Source organism: Nocardia sp. NPDC004722 (assembly GCF_053601505.1).
The window spans coordinates 1-15,674 of sequence record NZ_JBSGBY010000133.1; the positions used below are offsets into that span (position 1 = coordinate 1).

The 15,674-nt window shown below is 69.3% G+C and carries 13 protein-coding genes; 6 read left to right on the top strand and 7 right to left on the bottom strand.

The features are described from left to right. Window positions 1-288 precede the first annotated feature (288 nt). Complete coding sequence (locus ACWELQ_RS15665; protein WP_452397732.1) at window positions 289-1,182, top strand: LLM class flavin-dependent oxidoreductase; 894 nt, start codon at window positions 289-291, stop codon at window positions 1,180-1,182. Between the two features lies 1 nt (window position 1,183). Here ACWELQ_RS15665 and ACWELQ_RS15670 read toward each other — a convergent pair whose 3' ends face one another. Further along, on the bottom strand, window positions 1,184-1,663 hold the full coding sequence (locus tag ACWELQ_RS15670; protein ID WP_452397733.1) for an SRPBCC family protein: 480 nt from the start codon (window positions 1,661-1,663) through the stop codon (window positions 1,184-1,186). A gap of 121 nt (window positions 1,664-1,784) precedes the next feature. Here ACWELQ_RS15670 and ACWELQ_RS15675 point away from each other — a divergent pair, with 121 nt between their 5' ends. Continuing rightward, window positions 1,785-2,252 (top strand): winged helix-turn-helix transcriptional regulator, encoded by a 468-nt coding sequence (locus ACWELQ_RS15675; protein ID WP_452397734.1) that lies wholly within the window; start codon window positions 1,785-1,787, stop codon window positions 2,250-2,252. A gap of 22 nt (window positions 2,253-2,274) precedes the next feature. Here the strand turns inward: ACWELQ_RS15675 and ACWELQ_RS15680 are convergent, their stop codons facing one another. The 3 genes from ACWELQ_RS15680 to ACWELQ_RS15690 form a co-directional block, all read right to left on the bottom strand. After that, complete coding sequence (locus tag ACWELQ_RS15680; RefSeq protein ID WP_452397735.1) at window positions 2,275-3,189, bottom strand: RNA polymerase sigma factor; 915 nt, start codon at window positions 3,187-3,189, stop codon at window positions 2,275-2,277. Between the two features lie 176 nt (window positions 3,190-3,365). Next, entirely contained in the window at window positions 3,366-4,238 is an 873-nt protein-coding gene (locus ACWELQ_RS15685; RefSeq protein ID WP_452397736.1) for a haloalkane dehalogenase, read from the bottom strand. A 72-nt stretch (window positions 4,239-4,310) separates the two neighbouring features. Beyond that, window positions 4,311-4,811, bottom strand: a complete 501-nt coding sequence (locus tag ACWELQ_RS15690) for a MarR family winged helix-turn-helix transcriptional regulator (RefSeq protein ID WP_452397737.1) — start codon at window positions 4,809-4,811, stop codon at window positions 4,311-4,313. 109 nt (window positions 4,812-4,920) lie between these two features. Here ACWELQ_RS15690 and ACWELQ_RS15695 point away from each other — a divergent pair, with 109 nt between their 5' ends. The 3 genes from ACWELQ_RS15695 to ACWELQ_RS15705 all read left to right on the top strand — a co-directional run bounded on the left by ACWELQ_RS15695 (window position 4,921) and on the right by ACWELQ_RS15705 (window position 8,495). Then, a complete protein-coding gene (locus tag ACWELQ_RS15695) occupies window positions 4,921-6,624 on the top strand; it encodes an MFS transporter (protein ID WP_452397738.1) in 1,704 nt (567 codons plus the stop codon). Window positions 6,625-6,677: 53 nt separating this feature from the next. Then, window positions 6,678-7,838 (top strand): zinc-binding dehydrogenase, encoded by a 1,161-nt coding sequence (locus tag ACWELQ_RS15700; protein ID WP_452397739.1) that lies wholly within the window; start codon window positions 6,678-6,680, stop codon window positions 7,836-7,838. A 150-nt stretch (window positions 7,839-7,988) separates the two neighbouring features. Continuing rightward, complete coding sequence (locus ACWELQ_RS15705; RefSeq protein ID WP_452397740.1) at window positions 7,989-8,495, top strand: hypothetical protein; 507 nt, start codon at window positions 7,989-7,991, stop codon at window positions 8,493-8,495. 24 nt (window positions 8,496-8,519) lie between these two features. Here the strand turns inward: ACWELQ_RS15705 and ACWELQ_RS15710 are convergent, their stop codons facing one another. From ACWELQ_RS15710 to ACWELQ_RS15720, 3 genes are all read right to left on the bottom strand, one after another. Continuing rightward, on the bottom strand, window positions 8,520-10,199 hold the full coding sequence (locus tag ACWELQ_RS15710; RefSeq protein ID WP_452397741.1) for a dynamin family protein: 1,680 nt from the start codon (window positions 10,197-10,199) through the stop codon (window positions 8,520-8,522). 329 nt (window positions 10,200-10,528) lie between these two features. Continuing rightward, complete coding sequence (locus ACWELQ_RS15715) at window positions 10,529-12,397, bottom strand: dynamin family protein (protein ID WP_452397744.1); 1,869 nt, start codon at window positions 12,395-12,397, stop codon at window positions 10,529-10,531. A 95-nt stretch (window positions 12,398-12,492) separates the two neighbouring features. Continuing rightward, window positions 12,493-14,391, bottom strand: coding sequence for an IniB N-terminal domain-containing protein (locus ACWELQ_RS15720; RefSeq protein ID WP_452397742.1), 1,899 nt, complete (start codon window positions 14,389-14,391; stop codon window positions 12,493-12,495). Window positions 14,392-14,708: 317 nt separating this feature from the next. Between ACWELQ_RS15720 and ACWELQ_RS15725 the strand changes: the two genes are divergently transcribed. Further along, the coding region (locus ACWELQ_RS15725; RefSeq protein ID WP_452397743.1) for an Hsp70 family protein at window positions 14,709-15,674 on the top strand (966 nt) is incomplete at its 3' end.

Below are 15,674 nucleotides of genomic sequence, written 5' to 3' on the forward strand. Positions count from 1 at the left end.
CCCCGAGTTCGCCCTCCTCGTAGGCGGCGTCGAGCAGCGCCCGCGCGTTGACGCGGTCGATATCCCGCGCCCGCATGCGCCCGGGCGCGGCATCCCCGGCCGATCCGGACGTTCTCGAGCTCACGCGGGGATCGTAAACGGAATCCGGTCGGGCCGCGCGCCTTCGGGATACGGAGATACCGCCTCCGCGGACACGCCCGGGTGCGGGGCGGACGTCCGAAATGCCGGGTATCGCCCGGACCGCGCACGAAGATCTGAATCGTCGATTTCCGCTGGTGAGGAGGCTCGATGAAGGCTCGGTTCGGAATCTCGATCCCACCCGTCGCGGCCGCGCTGCCGGACGTCATCGACATGGCCGTGGCCGCCGACGCCGAAGGCTTGGATCTGGTCGGCATCCAGGATCATCCCTACAACGCCGAGTTCGGGGACGCGTTCGCGGTGATCGGGGCCTGCCTGGCGGCGACCGGGCTGGTCAGCGTGTATCCAGGGGTGGCGAATCTGCCGCTGCGCACGCCCGCCATGCTCGCCAAGCAGGCCGCCACCTTCGATCTGCTCAGCGGCGGCCGGTTCGAATTGGGTTTGGGGTCAGGGGCTTTCGAGAGCGGCGTGATCGGAATGGGCGGACCGGCCCGTAAGGGCCGCGCGGCGCTGATGGCGCTCGCCGAAGGCATCGCCGTGATCCGCGCGGAATGGCGTCCGGGCCAACTGGTTTCGGTGGTCGGCACCGAATACACCGTGCAGGGCATCGAGGGCGGGCCCGCGCCCGCGCACAATATCGGCATCTGGCTGGGCGCGCTGGGCCCGCACGCCCTGGATCTGATCGGCTCGGCGGCCGACGGATGGGTTGCGCCACTGCCGAATTGGATGCCGTGGGAGCAGTGGGCCGACGCCAATGCCCGCATCGACGCGGTGGCGCGCTCGGTGGGGCGCGACCCGCGCACCATCACCCGGCTGGCGGCCCTGCCGGGCGTGGTGAGCGATCGGCCGCTGCACCCGAATCCCCGTGGCTCCGATCCGATTCACGGCTCACCGCAGGAGTGGGCCGACATCATCGTGGATCTGGCCCGCAATGCCGGTTTCGACGCCTTCATCTACTGGCCGCCCGGTTTCGACGTGGATCAGGTGCAGCGGTTCGCGCGGCAGGTGGTGCCGTTGGCGCGAAAAATGCTGGGCGAGAGCTGATTCAGGCCCGCGCCGCCGCGATCGCCTCTTTCTGCCCGGGCAGCTGGCCGGGCAGGCCGACGCCGGTGGTGATCAGGTCGCGCAGGCTCTGGGTGACATAGAAGGTCCAGGCCGGGGAGCACACGTCGTGGCACTCGTAGGCAGGGACCAGGCCGATCTGGGTGAAGCGCAGTTCGACGCCGCCCTCGGTTTCGGTGATGTCGAAGTGGATCTCGTTGTCGATCCACTCGGTCTTGTCCTCGACGAAGTTCATCCAGTTGTCCTTGATCAACCAGACCACCCGGCGATCGGGCACGACCTCGGTCAACTCGATCTCGCTGCGGTGCACGCCGGGGACCTCGTAGTGAAAGGTGTCGCCCTGGCGTTCGGTGCCGCCGGTGATGTCGCTTCCCCACCACCCTCGGGGATTCAGAACGGCGGCGAAGACCTCGGCGGGCGTGCGATCGACGGTGAAGCTGACGGTGAAGTTCTGATCGGTCATGGCGAATCCCGTTCCTCAGGATCGAAGTGAAGGTTTATGCAGGCATTCACCTGCGTAACTTACTTTCATGACGATAGCGACCTTACTTGCATCACACAAGCGGATGCGCCAATCTGGGGTCATGTTGGGACGCATGTACGAGGGGGAGGTCTGCTCGGCCGCACGCGCGCTCGAGGTCGTGGGCGAACGCTGGAGCCTGCTGATCGTGCGCAACGCCATGTTCGCGGGCATGACCCGGTTCACCGAGTTCCAGCGCGGACTGGGCATCGCGCCGAACATCCTCACCAAGCGGCTCGCCGAATTCGTCGAGGTCGGCATCTTCGAGCAGCGCGGCGCGCCCGGCCACACCGAGTACGCGCTCACCGAGAAGGGACTCGACCTGAAACCGGTGATCCTCGCGCTCACCGCCTGGGGCGACCGCTACGCGGCCCCGGACGGGCCGCCCATCACCTACCGGCACCCCGGCTGCACCGGGAAAGTCGGTGTGCGACTGGAATGTTCGGACTGCGACGCCGAACCGGAGCTCGCGGACGTGACCGCGGAACTCGCCCCGTGGGCCTACGAACGCAAGTTCGGCACCGCGAACTAGCTTCGCGCCGAACGGATCCGGATCAATCCAGCAGCGGGAATCGCCCCGACCGCAGCAGGCCCGCGATGGCCTCCATCTTCGCCCGCGGCGCGGCGTAATCCGGATGCGCGCCCAGCACCGCCGCCGCATCGTGCAACCGCACCATCTGCTCTTCCGCCTGCTGCACGCTGCGCCCGCCCGGCGTGATCGGATGCGTCGCGAAGGCGGGACGACGCGGGTCCACCCGTCCCAGTTCGATCGCCTTGTCGACCCTCCGTGTACAGCGGCAGAAGGCTTGCGGATTCGCCAGCCCGCAGGCCGATTCCAGGAAATTGCCGAGGCGTTTGCGGGCCCGCTCCACCCGCTTGCGATAGGCGGCGGGCGTGGCGTCCACGATCCAGGCCGCCTCGTCCGAACTCACCTCGAAGACATCGGCGAGCACGTACGCGACCCGCTCGTCGCGGCTGAGGCATTGCAGCATGGCCTGACTGCAGTTGAGCCGCGTCTCCTGGGTGAGCACGGTGGCCTCCGGACCGCGGTAATCCTCCTCCGCCAGACCGTCTCTCAGCCCCGCGCTGTACTCGTCGAAGCTGACCTGCCGCACCTCCTGCGGCGTCTGCCGCTTCAGGTTCAGCAGATAGTTGACGCCGATCCGGTACGCCCAGGTGGTCAGCCGGGCCTCGCCGCGGAAGCTCGCGAGATTGCCGACCACGCGCAGCAGGATCTCCTGCGTGGCGTCCTCCGCGTCGGCGGGCCGCCACACCATGCGCAGCGCCAGCCGGTAGATCGGATCCTGCAGCAGCCGGACCACCTCCGCGACGGCAGCCCGGTCACCGGCGACCGCGCGAGCGGCCAGCTCCCGATCCGAGGCCGCCCCGGTCTCGCCGGAAGCGGTGACCGCAGCCTCGCCGGGGGCTGTGTCGAACTCGTCTCCGGCACTGCCCGATTCGGTCTGCATGCAGCCAGCTTGGGCGGGAATGACGCGGCGCGCAATCGGATACGCCCGAGGCGAACGGGAATCGACGCAGGCGAAGGATGTGCCCGGACAGGGATCGCGGGGCGAGGAAATCCTCACCCCGCGATCAGCCCTGCCACGGCAAATCCAGGCTAACCGGTCGAACCGGTCGGGTGTGTTCAGGCCACGACCGGTGAGGTGGTGAGCGCGTGGCGGCGAATCCAGTCCGCGACGGCCGACCCGATCTCGTCCGGACGCTCCTCCGGGCAGTGATGACCGGCGGGGCCGATATTCACGGTCTCGGCGGCCGCGAACGTCTCCGCGGCCCACCGCACGGTCTCCGGCGAACCCAGGCCCACACCCTGATCCACATGCATGATCAGCTTCGGCATCTCCGGGGTGGCGGCCAGGTAGCGGCCGTAGTTCTCGACGATGGCGACGGTCTCGCCCGGCTCCCCGATGATCGGGAACTCCCGCGGCCACACCAGCATGGGCTTGCGCGACTCCGGGGTCGGGTACGGCGCGCGGTACGCGTCGTGCGCCTCGGCGGTGAGGCTGGGAATCGCGGTGGGCAGGTTGAATTCGATGAACATATTGTCCTCGAGGACCATCTTCTCGCCCTCCGGCGACCAGAACCGGCGGAACAGCTGCTCGCCCTGCGGCGGCAGGTCCGACCAGTGCAGCGGACGCAGGAACGTCTCCACCACGGCGAGGCCGCGCACCCGGCCCGGGTGGCGGGCGGCGAAGTCCATGCCGAGCGCGCCGCCCCAGTCGTGACCGACGATCACCACGTCGTTCAGGCCCAGGGCGTCGAACCAGGCGTCCAGGTAGCGGGCGTGATCGGTGAAGCGGTAGTCGCCCTCGGGCTTGCCGGAGGCGCCCATGCCGATGAGATCCGGTGCCAGCACCCGGTTTTCACCGCTCACGTGCGGAATCACATTGCGCCATAGGTAGGAGGAGGTGGGGTTGCCGTGCAGGAAGACGACCGGGACGTTTCCGCTGCCGGTGTCGGAGTAGTTGATGAACGAGTCCAGAACGTCGATGGTGGCCATGGCCGGTGTCCTTCCGGGTGAATTGCTTACACCTGGTTGGACACGCGCCCCGGGCGGCTGTGACCGGACTGCTCAGTGATCCGCGTCACAAGCCTTCTCGTTCTTCAGGCCCGGGTGAATCCCGGGCGTCAGCCCGTTGCCGACGGTGGCCCGCTGCAACATGGCGACCAGGGCGGCACGGTCGCCCGGTTCGAGCGGAGCCAGCAGCTCGGCGTCCAGCGTCCGGGCCAATGCCGAAGTGCGCACGATCATCTCGCGCCCGGCGGGCAGCAGATGCACGGCGTGCGCGCGCCGATCGATCGGATGTCTGCGCCGTTCCACCAGGCCGCGCTTCTCCAGATCGTCGACCAGCCCGACCATCACATTGCGATGAATCCCCAGCGCCTCGCACAGCTGCTGCTGCGACTGCCCGTCATTGGCCTCGAGGATGCGCAGGCAGCCGTGCTGCGGGGGCTTGAGGCCCAGCGGCGCGAGCAGCGCCGTGAACCGGGCGGACGCATGGGATCCCAACTGCGCCAGCAGGAATGCGGGGTTCTCGTACAGCGGCGGGTACACGGGATCGGCGTCGGTCACCTGCCAAGGGTACAGCAATGCACGAATTATGATTGCCATCTTGTTTGATAATCACTTCAGGTGCATAGTTTGAGAGGTCGATCCCCCCTCGCGAAGAGAGCTCGCCACTATGGATACCGACGTCAACCCCGATACCGACCTCACTCCCACCCTCGATCCACGCCGGTGGATCGCCTTCGCCGTCGTGCTGGCCGCCGGATTCATGGACCTGCTCGACGTCACCATCGTCAATGTGGCCGTACCCAGCATTCAGAAGGACCTGGGCGCGGCCTACTCGCAGATCGAATGGATCATCGCCGCCTACGTGCTGTCCTTCGCGGCGGTCCTGATCACCGGCGGCCGGCTCGGCGACATCTTCGGCCGCAAGCGGCTGTTCCTGATCGGCGTCGCCGGATTCACGCTGGCCTCGCTGGCCTGCGGCGTCGCCGACTCGCCGGCCCTGCTCATCGGCTCCCGCTTCGTCCAGGGCGCGATGGCCGGGCTCATGGTGCCGCAGATCCTGGCCATCATCCGCGTCACCTTCCCGAAGGAGGAGCGCGCCAAGGCGATCGCCGTCTACAGCGGCGTCGGCGGGTCGGCGTCCGCGGTCGGGCTGTCGCTGGGCGGACTGCTGGTGCAGGGCAATCTGTTCGGCCTGGAATGGCGGCCCATCTTCCTGGTCAACGTGCCGGTCGGCATCGCGGCATTGGCCGCCGCGGCCGTGGTCATGCGGGATTCGCGGTCCGCGCACGCGCCGCGCCTGGACATCGTCGGCATGGTGCTGGCCGTGTCCGCGGTGCTGCTGCTGGTGTATCCGCTCAACGAGGGCCGCCGATTGGATTGGCCCGCCTGGACTTTCGTCATGATGGGCGCTGCCGCGGCGGTCTTCGCCGGGTTCATCGCCTACGAACGGTGGCGCGCGCGGACCGTCGGCTCACCGCTGATCGATCTGGCGTTGTTCCGCAACCGGGCCTTCACCACGGGACTCGCGAGCTGGCTGCTGTTCTGGGTCGGCTTCGGCGGCTTCTTCCTGATCTGGACGCTGTTCATGCAGGCCGGGCTGGGCTGGTCGCCCATGCGCGCCGGGCTCACCTCGGTGTTCTTCGCGGTCGGCGCGGGCATCGGCGCGGGCGTGTCGGTGAGCGTGCTCGCGCCCCGCTTCGGCAAATGGGTGCTGCTGCTGGGCGGGCTGATCACCGCCGGCGGCTTCGGCCTCTACGGGGCGATGGCCGCACACTACGAATCCGGTTTCAGCTCATGGCAGATGGTGCTGCCGATGGTGTTGACCGGCATCGGCTTCGGCATCGTGGTCGCGCCGACCATCGACATGCTGCTCGGGCAGATTCCCGACCGTGAGGCGGGTGCGGCGTCCGGGCTGCTGAACACCGGGCAGCAACTCGGCATGGCGCTCGGTGTGGCGCTGGTGGGGATCCTGTTCTTCATGCAGCTCGACCACGATTCGGCGCGGGGCGTGGACGCCGTCACGGCGCAGACCCGGACCCACCTGTCGGAGGCCGGGCTGCCCGCCGCCGCGCAGGACCAGATCCTGGCGGGTTTCCGGGCTTGCGTGCGGGATCGGTCGGCGGAGGTGGATCCGACCGCGGTCCCGGCCAGCTGCCAGTCGGCGATGAACGCGAATCCGGCTGTCACGCAGGCCCTCACACACGCCGGTTCGCAGGCCAACGCCGTCAACTTCGCGCACACCTTCGACTACACGATGCTGTGGGGCATCGGACTGATGGCCGTGGTGTGTCTCGAATTCGTGGCGCTGCCGGGCACGACACGGCTCGAACAGCACGAGATCGAGGACGAGGACGAACTGGTCACCATCTGACCCGCGGGTGGTGAAGAATCCGAACTGTCACCGTCTTTCGACAGGAGTCCGTCATGCGCGCCGCAGTCTGCACCAAGGGTGAATTCCGGGTCGAGGACCTGCCCACTCCCGTACCGGGACCCGGGCAAGTGCTCATCAGCGTCACCCGCTGCGGCATCTGCGGCTCCGACCTGCACGCCCGCACCCACTGCGACGACCTGGCCGACCTGGCCGCCGCCACCGGCTACGACCACTTCATGCGGTCGGACCAGGCCGTCGTCATGGGGCACGAATTCACCGGTGAGATCGTCGAATACGGGCCCGGCACCCGCCGCCGCTGGAAGACCGGTACCCCGGTGGTGGCCATGCCCATCCTGCGCACCGGCCGCCAACCCGAACTGACCGGGCTGTCGGCAAACGCGCCCGGCGGCTACGCCGAACACGTGCTGGTGCAGGAACCCATGACCTTCGAGGTCCCCAACGGCCTGTCCCCCGACCACGCCGCCCTCACCGAACCCATGGCGGTGGGCTGGCACGCGGTCCGCAAGAGCCGAATCACCAAGGGGCAGACGGCCTTCGTCATCGGTTGCGGCCCGATCGGACTGGCTGTCATCAGCATGCTGAAGGCGGCGGGCGTGCGCACCGTCGTCGCCAGCGACTTCTCCCCGCGCCGCCGCGAACTGGCGAGCGCCTGCGGAGCCGACGTGGTGGTCGACCCCGGCACCGAATCCCCTTGGACGGCAACGCCCAAGCCATCCCGCATCACCGGCGCGAGCGACATCCTCAACCTCGGCTTCGACGCCATGGAACGCCTGCGCCGCCTCCCCGGCCTCCCCTGGTGGCAGCTGTTCCGCCTACTCCACACCCTCAACCGCGGCCCCTCCGGCCCGGTCGTCTTCGAATGCGTCGGAGTGCCCGGCATCATCGACCAAATCCTCACCGCCGCACCGCCGTTGACGCGCGTCGTCGTGGTCGGCGTCTGCATGCAACAGGACGCCTTCCACCCCGCCACCGCCATCAACAAGGAAATCGAACTCCGCTTCGTGCTCGGCTACGACCCCGGCGAATTCCGCGACACCCTCCACATGCTCGCCGACGGCAAGGTCGACCCCTCCCCCCTCCTCACCGGCACGGTCGGCCTCGACGGCATCTCCACCGCCTTCACCACCCTCGCCTCCCCCGACCACCACGCCAAAATCCTCATCGACCCCCGCAGCGACCGCACCGCGCCCTGACCGGCGGCGGCGCATCGTCGCAGGTCAGCGCGGTCCAACCCGAATTGACAACCGGCAGCCGACCCGCGAAGGTGGGTTGCTGAAAGTTGTCTACAGGGGGTTTTCATGCGCCTGCTTGCCGGAATGTCTCGAACGATCACTATTGCGACATTGTCGCTGGCTTCCCTTTTCGGAAGCATCGCCGTCGCCTCGGCCGACGTCGTGTCCCCGGCGCAGCCGCCCTGGCCGATCCCACCGATCGCGGAGGGCGGCAGCGCCATCGGCGACACCGTCGCCTGCCGAATCAACTATCGATTCTGGGCCGAGACCGATCCCGGTCGTCCGGGCCATCTGACCATCGCGCTGCAGGCATTGGGAATCGACACACTGCCTTCCGGGTCCGTCGACCCCGATTCCTGCGGTCAGTGGATGAGCGTCCGCTGGAACTCCACCGATCTGAACGACATCAGCACCTTCCAAATGGGTGAACAGCAGGTCTACCTGCGGGCGAGCCGGACGCCGAGTGAGCCGATGACCTTCGACGTCGATGTGACCCGGTTCGCCGCGGGCACCCGGGCCCAGGTGATGCTGACGCTGGGGTCGCGGGCGGGCAGCTATGTCCCGTTCGCCTCCTGGGTCGAGGCTCCGGCCATCGTTCCCTACCAGTTCACCGTGTAGCCCCGATCTCGCTCCGAGACTCGGTCAACGCGGCCTGATCTGGGCGAACGGGGTGGTCGGTGGCTCGTGGAGGATGTCCAGGAGACCCTCGGCGCTGCGGGCGGCGGTGCGGCAGGCGCTGGCGAAGAACTGATCGGCCAGCGGGTGACGGCTGCGGGCCCGCCATTTCTGGACGGCCGCCAGTGCCGCCTCACGCTGGGTCGCCAGGTCGGTGTGGCCCGGCAAGCCCAGCCGCACCGTCGGCGCGACGCCGATGCCGCCGATGAGCCGATGCAGTTCGGCGAGCTCCTCGGGGGGCAAAGGTAATTCGTCGGAACGCAGGCGGGCCAGCAGGCGGAGTTCGGCGAAGCCGTGCACGTCGGCGAGCAGGGTGCGGACCCGGGGCAGCAGCGCGTCGGCGGCCGATCCGGTGTTCGCGGCTAGGATGCGCGCCAAGGCGGTCAGGGCCGAATGCGCCTTCAAATCGTCGGCGCGCTGGGCGAATTGGACGTCCAGCACGGTGCGGAGTTCGTCGAGGCCGCTGCGGTCGGTGAGTTCGGCGGACAGCGCCTGCGAGCCGCGGACGCCGAGGCGGATCAGGGTGACCGCCAACCGGATTCCGAACAGGCCGAAGCGGGCGGCCAGGTGGGCGCGCAGGTCCGCCGGGACCGGCAGCGGCAGGTTGGGGTGGGCGAAGCGGTCGGCCGACAGCAGGGCCGCGGTCAGGTCGTCGACCGGGACCGAAGCCAGCGCCTCGAAGGCGTCGTATTCGCGCTGGCGCAAGGTGGCGGCGGCGAACGCCAGCAGGCCGGCGACCGGAATCACCGACTGGCACAGGCCGGTTCGCTCCAGCTCCGTCGCGAAGCGGGAGGCGACGTCGCGCGCGGAGTGCAGGGCGTCGATGCGCCCGGCCCCGATCTCGTCGGCCCGCGACACCACGCCGATCACGCCTAGCGGTCCTGAGAAGCCCTGTGGCACACCAGCACTCCCCGCCGAACCGGTTGGGCCCGCGCCGATGCGTTCCAGGAAGTCGATGTCGGCGGTGTCCAACCGACGCAACAGGTAGAGCACCGCGTCGGCGGGCGGCAACACCGGACCCGGACCGCCCGGCGTCAGCAGCCGCGACGTCCGCGCCGACACCTCCCGCGACAGCGAGGAGATGCCGGGCGTGTCGATGATGGTGGTCTGCGCCAGCTCCGCCGACGGCCACTCCACCGACAACTGATCCACCTCGCGCGGCCGATCCAACTCACGCGAAGGAGTCAAATCGCGCGGCCCCGCCATCCCGCGTGATCCAGGCGAATTCCAGCGCAGCGCGGACAGATCGAAGGTGAGCCCGTGCGCGCCCGGCAGCCCCTCGGCCCCACGTCCGCGCCGCACCACCACATCCGCACGCGCGCCGTCAGTGCTGTACGCGGTGACCCGCGGCGCGGTGCCGTTGCGATACCAGGTGACCAGCCGCGTGCACTCGGTCGCGTCGGTGGGCGCGATGTCCTGCCCCACCAACGCGTTCAACAGCGTCGACTTCCCGGCCTTGAGCTGCCCGGCCAACGCCACCCGCAGCGGCTCGTCCAGCCGCCGCGCGCACTCGTCGAGTTGCGCGCGCACCCGCGGCCGATCGCCCAGCGATCGCCGCGCCGCCGCCACCAGCCCACGCGTCTCCGGGACCAGCCCGTACGTCTCCGGCACCGGCCCATAACCGACACCGCTCGCGTCGTCTCTCATAGGCTCCCGATTCCGCAGCACACCGCACCTGAACGCATCCGCAAGGCATTCGGCGGATCCCGGGCAATCGTTAGCAGATCTCCGCAGCTCTCACAGCCGATTCCCAGTTCCGCACACCGCTCGCGGCGCACGTGCAGAGCCTATTCGCTCGGCGATCGGTCGGCCGGTATCCGGCGCGACCGCCACACCCGGCCCACCCTCTCGGCGTGAACGACACTGCCGGTAGCGCGGGGACACCAACCTGTCGCGCCGGTGTGAGGGTGATGGGACAGCGCAATCCTGCGGATGCGGTCGATCGGCGGGAACCGAGCGGGCCGAGGCTCGAGCGATCAGTGGGCGGGTGGGAGTTGCGGGAGAACGGTCGGGGCCGGGAGAGCGGTCGACTCGGGGGCGAGCAGGGCGTTGGCGTGCTGGCGGAGTTCCGCCACCACGCGCAGTCGGCGTTCGAGTTCCGCGGCGCGTTCGGTGCGACGCGCCGCCTCCAGATTCGCGGCCTCCTGTGCGGCGCGCAGGGATTCGTCGATGGAACGCAGCGTGCGCTCGGCGATGGCGGTGAAATGGTCGCGCAGCAGGCGGTGGATGCGGTGCAGGCGGTCCTTGGTCTCCTTGCCGGTGTGGAAGGCGACATCGTCGAGATAGCGGCGCACCGCCATCTTGCCGTCGGCCCGCCGCTTGGCCAGCCGCGCCCGCTTGTCATCGGTGAACGCCTTGCCGCCCAGCAGGACTCCCGCGCCCAGCGAGATCGGATTGATCAACGCCAGCCCGGCCATGGTGCCCACCATGCCCGCCATCACCACGCCGCCGTAGGAGCCGCGCACCCCGACCAGCAGCTTGTGGCCCAAACCCAGATCCGGTTCCAGATCGGCGAGGGTGCAGGATTCGGTGCGGGAATCACCGTCGAGGGTGTCGCGCACCTCCGGCAGATCCACCGCGCCCAGGTCGGTGAAATGGGTGGCGACCCGCTCGGCCAGCTTCACCGCGCGGGTGCCGGTCCACACCAGATTGTCGCCGACGGCGGAACCCACGGTGGCGGTGAGCCATTCGTCCATGCTGTCCCAATGCCGGCCCGGATCGTGCTCGTCGATCCAGTCCTCGGCGGTGCGGGCGATATCGCGCAGGCGGTTGCGCAGATCGTGGTCGATATCCCCGGCCAGGTCGGTGATGCCGTCGCCGAGCGTCTGCTGCCAGGCGGCGGTGTGCCGGTGCAGCTTCTCCGCCTCGGCCTTGGCGGCATGCAGTTCCCGGATGGCGGCCGCGCCCTTGGCCGGATCCCGCAGCGCCACCAGTTCGCTGCCCAGGGCCAGCGCCAGATGCTCTGCGGCGGAGGAGATGTCGAGCGCGACCGCGCGGCGCAACGCCGCCTGATCCCGGGCCACCACCTGCTCGCGCAGGAACTGGAACACCAGCCCGAAACCGGACTCGCGGCCCAGGCCCTCGTCCTGCAGGCGCATGGCGTGCGCCCGCAGCACGGCCGAGACCGGCAGCATCGGCACCTCGATGTCGTTGGCACGCAGGTGCTTACGGTTGGCCTCGAATACCTGCCGCCAATGCGGGTACAGGTCGATCTTGGTGACCAGCACCGCGACCGCCGGGCACAGTTCGCGCACCTGACGCAGGAAATCCACCTCGGTCTCGGTGAGCTCGGTGGAGGCGTCGGTGAGCATCAGCACCGCGTCCGCCGCCGGGGCCTGACCGAGAACCGTGGCCGCGCCGGTGGTTCCGTGCCCGCCCAGACCGGGAGTGTCGACCACCACGATGCCGTCGGCGAGCAGCTGACTCGGGGCCTCCAGTTCGAGCCGCAGGACGGCCCGGCCCTGCGGGCTCAGCACCGTGCCGCCGTGCGCGCTGTGGCCGGTGATCGCCGCCACGGCGTCGAACGGCACCGGCTCCCGGGTGTTCGCGCCACCGTCCGGACCCGCCGCGACCACCGCCGCGCTCGGCTGCGCGCCGTAGGACAGCACCGTGGTCACCGTGGTGGCCGAATCGTCGGCGACCGGGCAGACATCCAGATTGACCAGCGCGTTGACGAATCGGCTCTTGCCCTGATTCCCCAACCCGGCCACCACGATCCGCCGCCGCGGATCCCGCACCTTGCCCGCCACCGTCTCCAGCCGGGCGACCAGATCCCCGCGTTCCGCGGACCGTGCCACCGCGATGGCCTCCGACACCATCGTCAACAGCGGATTCGCCGCCACCATGCTCGTCACGCCAGTTCTCCGAACCTGTTCCAGCCGTTTCCGTTTCGAAAAGTTCATCGCTCACCGCGGCGAACCGCGGTGAGCGACCCCTCAACCTAGGAGTGCAACATGTCCCCGACGATGTCCCCACCCGCATGCGTCCCGAGATCCGCCCCGGCATGCGAATCCCCGAACAACGAAGCATCCGGCACATGCACCCCGCCCCCGAACGCCTGCGAAACATCCACCCCCGCCCAAGGATTCGAGCCCGCCCCGTTCAGCCCGGCATCCACAGCCGTCACCCCGTGTGCCCCGGCCCCGACCTGAGCCCCACCACCAACCTGAGCGCCGGTACCGACCCCCGCATCCAGCCCGCTGCCCACCCCAGCCACAGCGTTCCCAACCCCGGTCAGCCCGGTATCGAGCCCGGCCCCAACGCCGCCCACCGCATTCCCCACACCCGAAACACCCGTCTCCAAACCACTTCCGAGCTGCCCACCCAGATCCGCACCCGTGTGCAGACCGGTATCCAGGCCCCCACCGAGCTGAGCACCGACCCCGGTACCGACATTCGCGGCCCCATTGAGCCCGCTCTCCAACCCGGCCCCGAGCTGTGTGCCCAGATCGGCACCTGTATGCAGCCCGGTATCCAGCCCCGCACCAACCCCGGCCGCCGCGTTACCCAGGCCCGAAATGCCCGTATCCAGACCGCTTCCCAGCTGTGCGCCAACATTCGTCGCGCCGTTGAGACCCGTTTCGAGTCCAGCGCCGAGCTGAGTACCCGCGCCGACCGCGCTATCGATCCCGGCACCGAGTCCACCACCGAGCTGCGCGCTCAAGTCCGTACCGGCGTGCAGGCCGCCGTCCAGACCCGCGCCGACCCCGGCCGCCGCATTGCCCAGGCCCGAAATGCCGGTATCCAAGCCACTTCCCAGTTGTGCGCCGACGTTCGTCGCGCCGTTCAGGCCGGTCTCCAAGCCCGCGCCGAGTTGGGTTCCCGCGCCGATCGCGGTGTCGAGACCCGTGCCGAGGTTCGCGCCCGCGTTCACTCCGCCGGCGAGGCCGGTGTTGAGGTCGCCGCCGAGTTGGCTGCCGACGCCGATGATCGTGTCGGCGGTGCCGGAAAGGCCGGCTTCCAGGCCGCTTCCGAGTTGCGCGCCGAGATCGTTCGCGACATTCACCGCGCCATTGATGCCCGCGCCCACACCCGCTGCGGAATTCAGCGCCCCGCCGAGGCCCGCCTGCAGGCCCGCGCCCAGGTTGGCGGCCGCGTCCGCGGCGGTCGAAACGCCCGCGCCGAGGCCGGTTTCGAGGCCCGCCGCGGTGGTGAGGGCGCCGGTCAGGCCCGCTCCGGCCTGGGTGAAGGCATCGACCGCGCCCTGGAGGCCGGTTTGCAGGCCCGCGCCCGCGTCGAGGCCGCCGTTGAGGGCGGAGGTGAGGTCGGCGGTGGCCGATGCGCCGAGGACGGTGCCGAGGTTGGTTTCGAGACCGGTCGCCACGTCGCCCGCGACGCCGAGCGCGCCGCCCAGGCCGGCGGCCAGGCCCGCGCCCAGATCCGCGGCTCCGCCGACCATCGCGCTGAGGTTGTCGGCGAGGCCGAGGTTGAGGCCCGCGTCGGCGCCGCCGTTGAGGAGCACCTGGGTGGCGGCCGCGCTGCCGAGATTGAGGCCCGCGTCGGTGCCCAGACCGACAGAACCACCGAGTCCGGCGGACCCGCCCGCATCGCCGTTGACGCCCGCACCGAGGCCGGTGTCTGCGCCCAGACCGGCGCTCACACCCGTGTCGGCGGTCAGCCCGGTGGCCCCGCCCGCGGCGATGATGTCGGACAGCTGCGAACCTCCCGCAACCAAGGCGGACTCGGCCACCATGGGCGCGACCGCGGCGATGTCTTCCGGCGTCACGTTGTCGAGTCCGGCGGCGGCCAACGCCCCGCCCGGATTGTTGCAATAGCTGACGGCGGCCTCGTGGTCGCGCAGCAGGTTGAGGATGAACTCGAGAATTGCGTTGGGGCTCATGGCGAATCGTCTCCCTGGATGGGCGGGCCCCGCTGACCCGCGCTGCTCGAATTTCCTTTCACGTTACGAAGGCAACTTGTTACGCACAGCGGGGTGAACTCCCCCATCCGCGGGGAGCCCCGGCTAGGGGGAAAGGTGGACATTAGGGGAATTTCCCCATACCTGTCGGGGAATCGGTAACGACAGCCCCCCAGCTACCGACAGGCTCGGTGGGCCGCCCGGCCTGAACCGAGGATTTCGAACAAATCGGACCGAAGAGCTTTCGGGCAGCACACGATTCAACCGAAGCGTGTTCTGGAAATGACAGGGGATCTCGAATGAGTCAGGGGCTGGCGCTCGGCATTACCGTCGGGTCGCTGAATACCGTTGCCGTGACGACTTCGGGGGGACAACACAGAGTGCGCACCCGGCCCAGCATGCTGGGCGCGGAGCCGGAGGTCGCGGACAGCCTGCTGTCCCGGGTCGGGGATCCCGTGGACATTCGAACCCGGGACGGATCCGCTGTTCGCGCCGCGGATCTGGTGGCGGCGGCCGTCGGCCGCGCCCTGGACGAGGCGGGCCCGACCGCCGCCGCGGTCACCTGCTATCCGGCGTGGTGGTCGCAGCACACCGTCGAGCGGCAGCGCACGGCCCTCGGCGACGCCGGGCTCGACTCGGTGGCCCTGGTCCCGGAGCCGACGGCGGCCATGCGCTGGCTGCAAGAGGTGCACGAATCCAGCCATGACGGCGCGATGGTCGTTTACGACCTGGGCGCCACCGGCCTGACCGTTTCGGTGGCCCGGACGGGAGCCATGTCGGGCCTGCTGGGCGAACCGGTACGTACCACCGCGGTGGCCGGTTCGGAATTCGATCTGTTGACGATGCGTTACGTGCTCGCGCATGCCGTGGGCGAAAAGGATTTCGATCCGTTCGATCCATTGGTGGAACAAGAATTGTCAGCGCTCCGCCAACGCTGCAAAATTGCGAAGGAAACACTCTCCACAAATACCGCCACCATGGTCCCGGTGCGTTTGCCCGGCCTGGGAAATATGGACATACGACTTGTTCGCGACGATATCGAGGAACTGCTGCGCGGCCCGCTGCTCGGCTCGACCGATCTGGTGCGTGAGGCCATGCGCCGCGCGGGCGTGACCGCCGCCGATCTGGACGGCGTCCTGCTCACCGGCGGCGGCGCCGGCATACCGCTGGTAACCGAACTGCTGTCCACCGAATTCGGCATCCCCGTCGCGGCCGCCGCCGACCCGGCCCACCTGAGCGCGCACGGCGCGGCCCTGCTGGCCGCC

Excerpts from the sequence above, each read along its gene's own strand:
- ACWELQ_RS15665 (WP_452397732.1), top strand. The coding sequence starts at position 289 with ATGAAGGCTCGGTTCGGAATCTCGATCCCACCCGTCGCGGCCGCGCTG.
- ACWELQ_RS15670 (WP_452397733.1), bottom strand. The coding sequence starts at position 1,663 with ATGACCGATCAGAACTTCACCGTCAGCTTCACCGTCGATCGCACGCCC.
- ACWELQ_RS15675 (WP_452397734.1), top strand. The coding sequence starts at position 1,785 with ATGTTGGGACGCATGTACGAGGGGGAGGTCTGCTCGGCCGCACGCGCG.
- ACWELQ_RS15680 (WP_452397735.1), bottom strand. The coding sequence starts at position 3,189 with ATGCAGACCGAATCGGGCAGTGCCGGAGACGAGTTCGACACAGCCCCC.
- ACWELQ_RS15685 (WP_452397736.1), bottom strand. The coding sequence starts at position 4,238 with ATGGCCACCATCGACGTTCTGGACTCGTTCATCAACTACTCCGACACC.
- ACWELQ_RS15695 (WP_452397738.1), top strand. The coding sequence starts at position 4,921 with ATGGATACCGACGTCAACCCCGATACCGACCTCACTCCCACCCTCGAT.
- ACWELQ_RS15700 (WP_452397739.1), top strand. The coding sequence starts at position 6,678 with ATGCGCGCCGCAGTCTGCACCAAGGGTGAATTCCGGGTCGAGGACCTG.
- ACWELQ_RS15710 (WP_452397741.1), bottom strand. The coding sequence starts at position 10,199 with ATGAGAGACGACGCGAGCGGTGTCGGTTATGGGCCGGTGCCGGAGACG.
- ACWELQ_RS15715 (WP_452397744.1), bottom strand. The coding sequence starts at position 12,397 with ATGGTGGCGGCGAATCCGCTGTTGACGATGGTGTCGGAGGCCATCGCG.
- ACWELQ_RS15720 (WP_452397742.1), bottom strand. The coding sequence starts at position 14,391 with ATGAGCCCCAACGCAATTCTCGAGTTCATCCTCAACCTGCTGCGCGAC.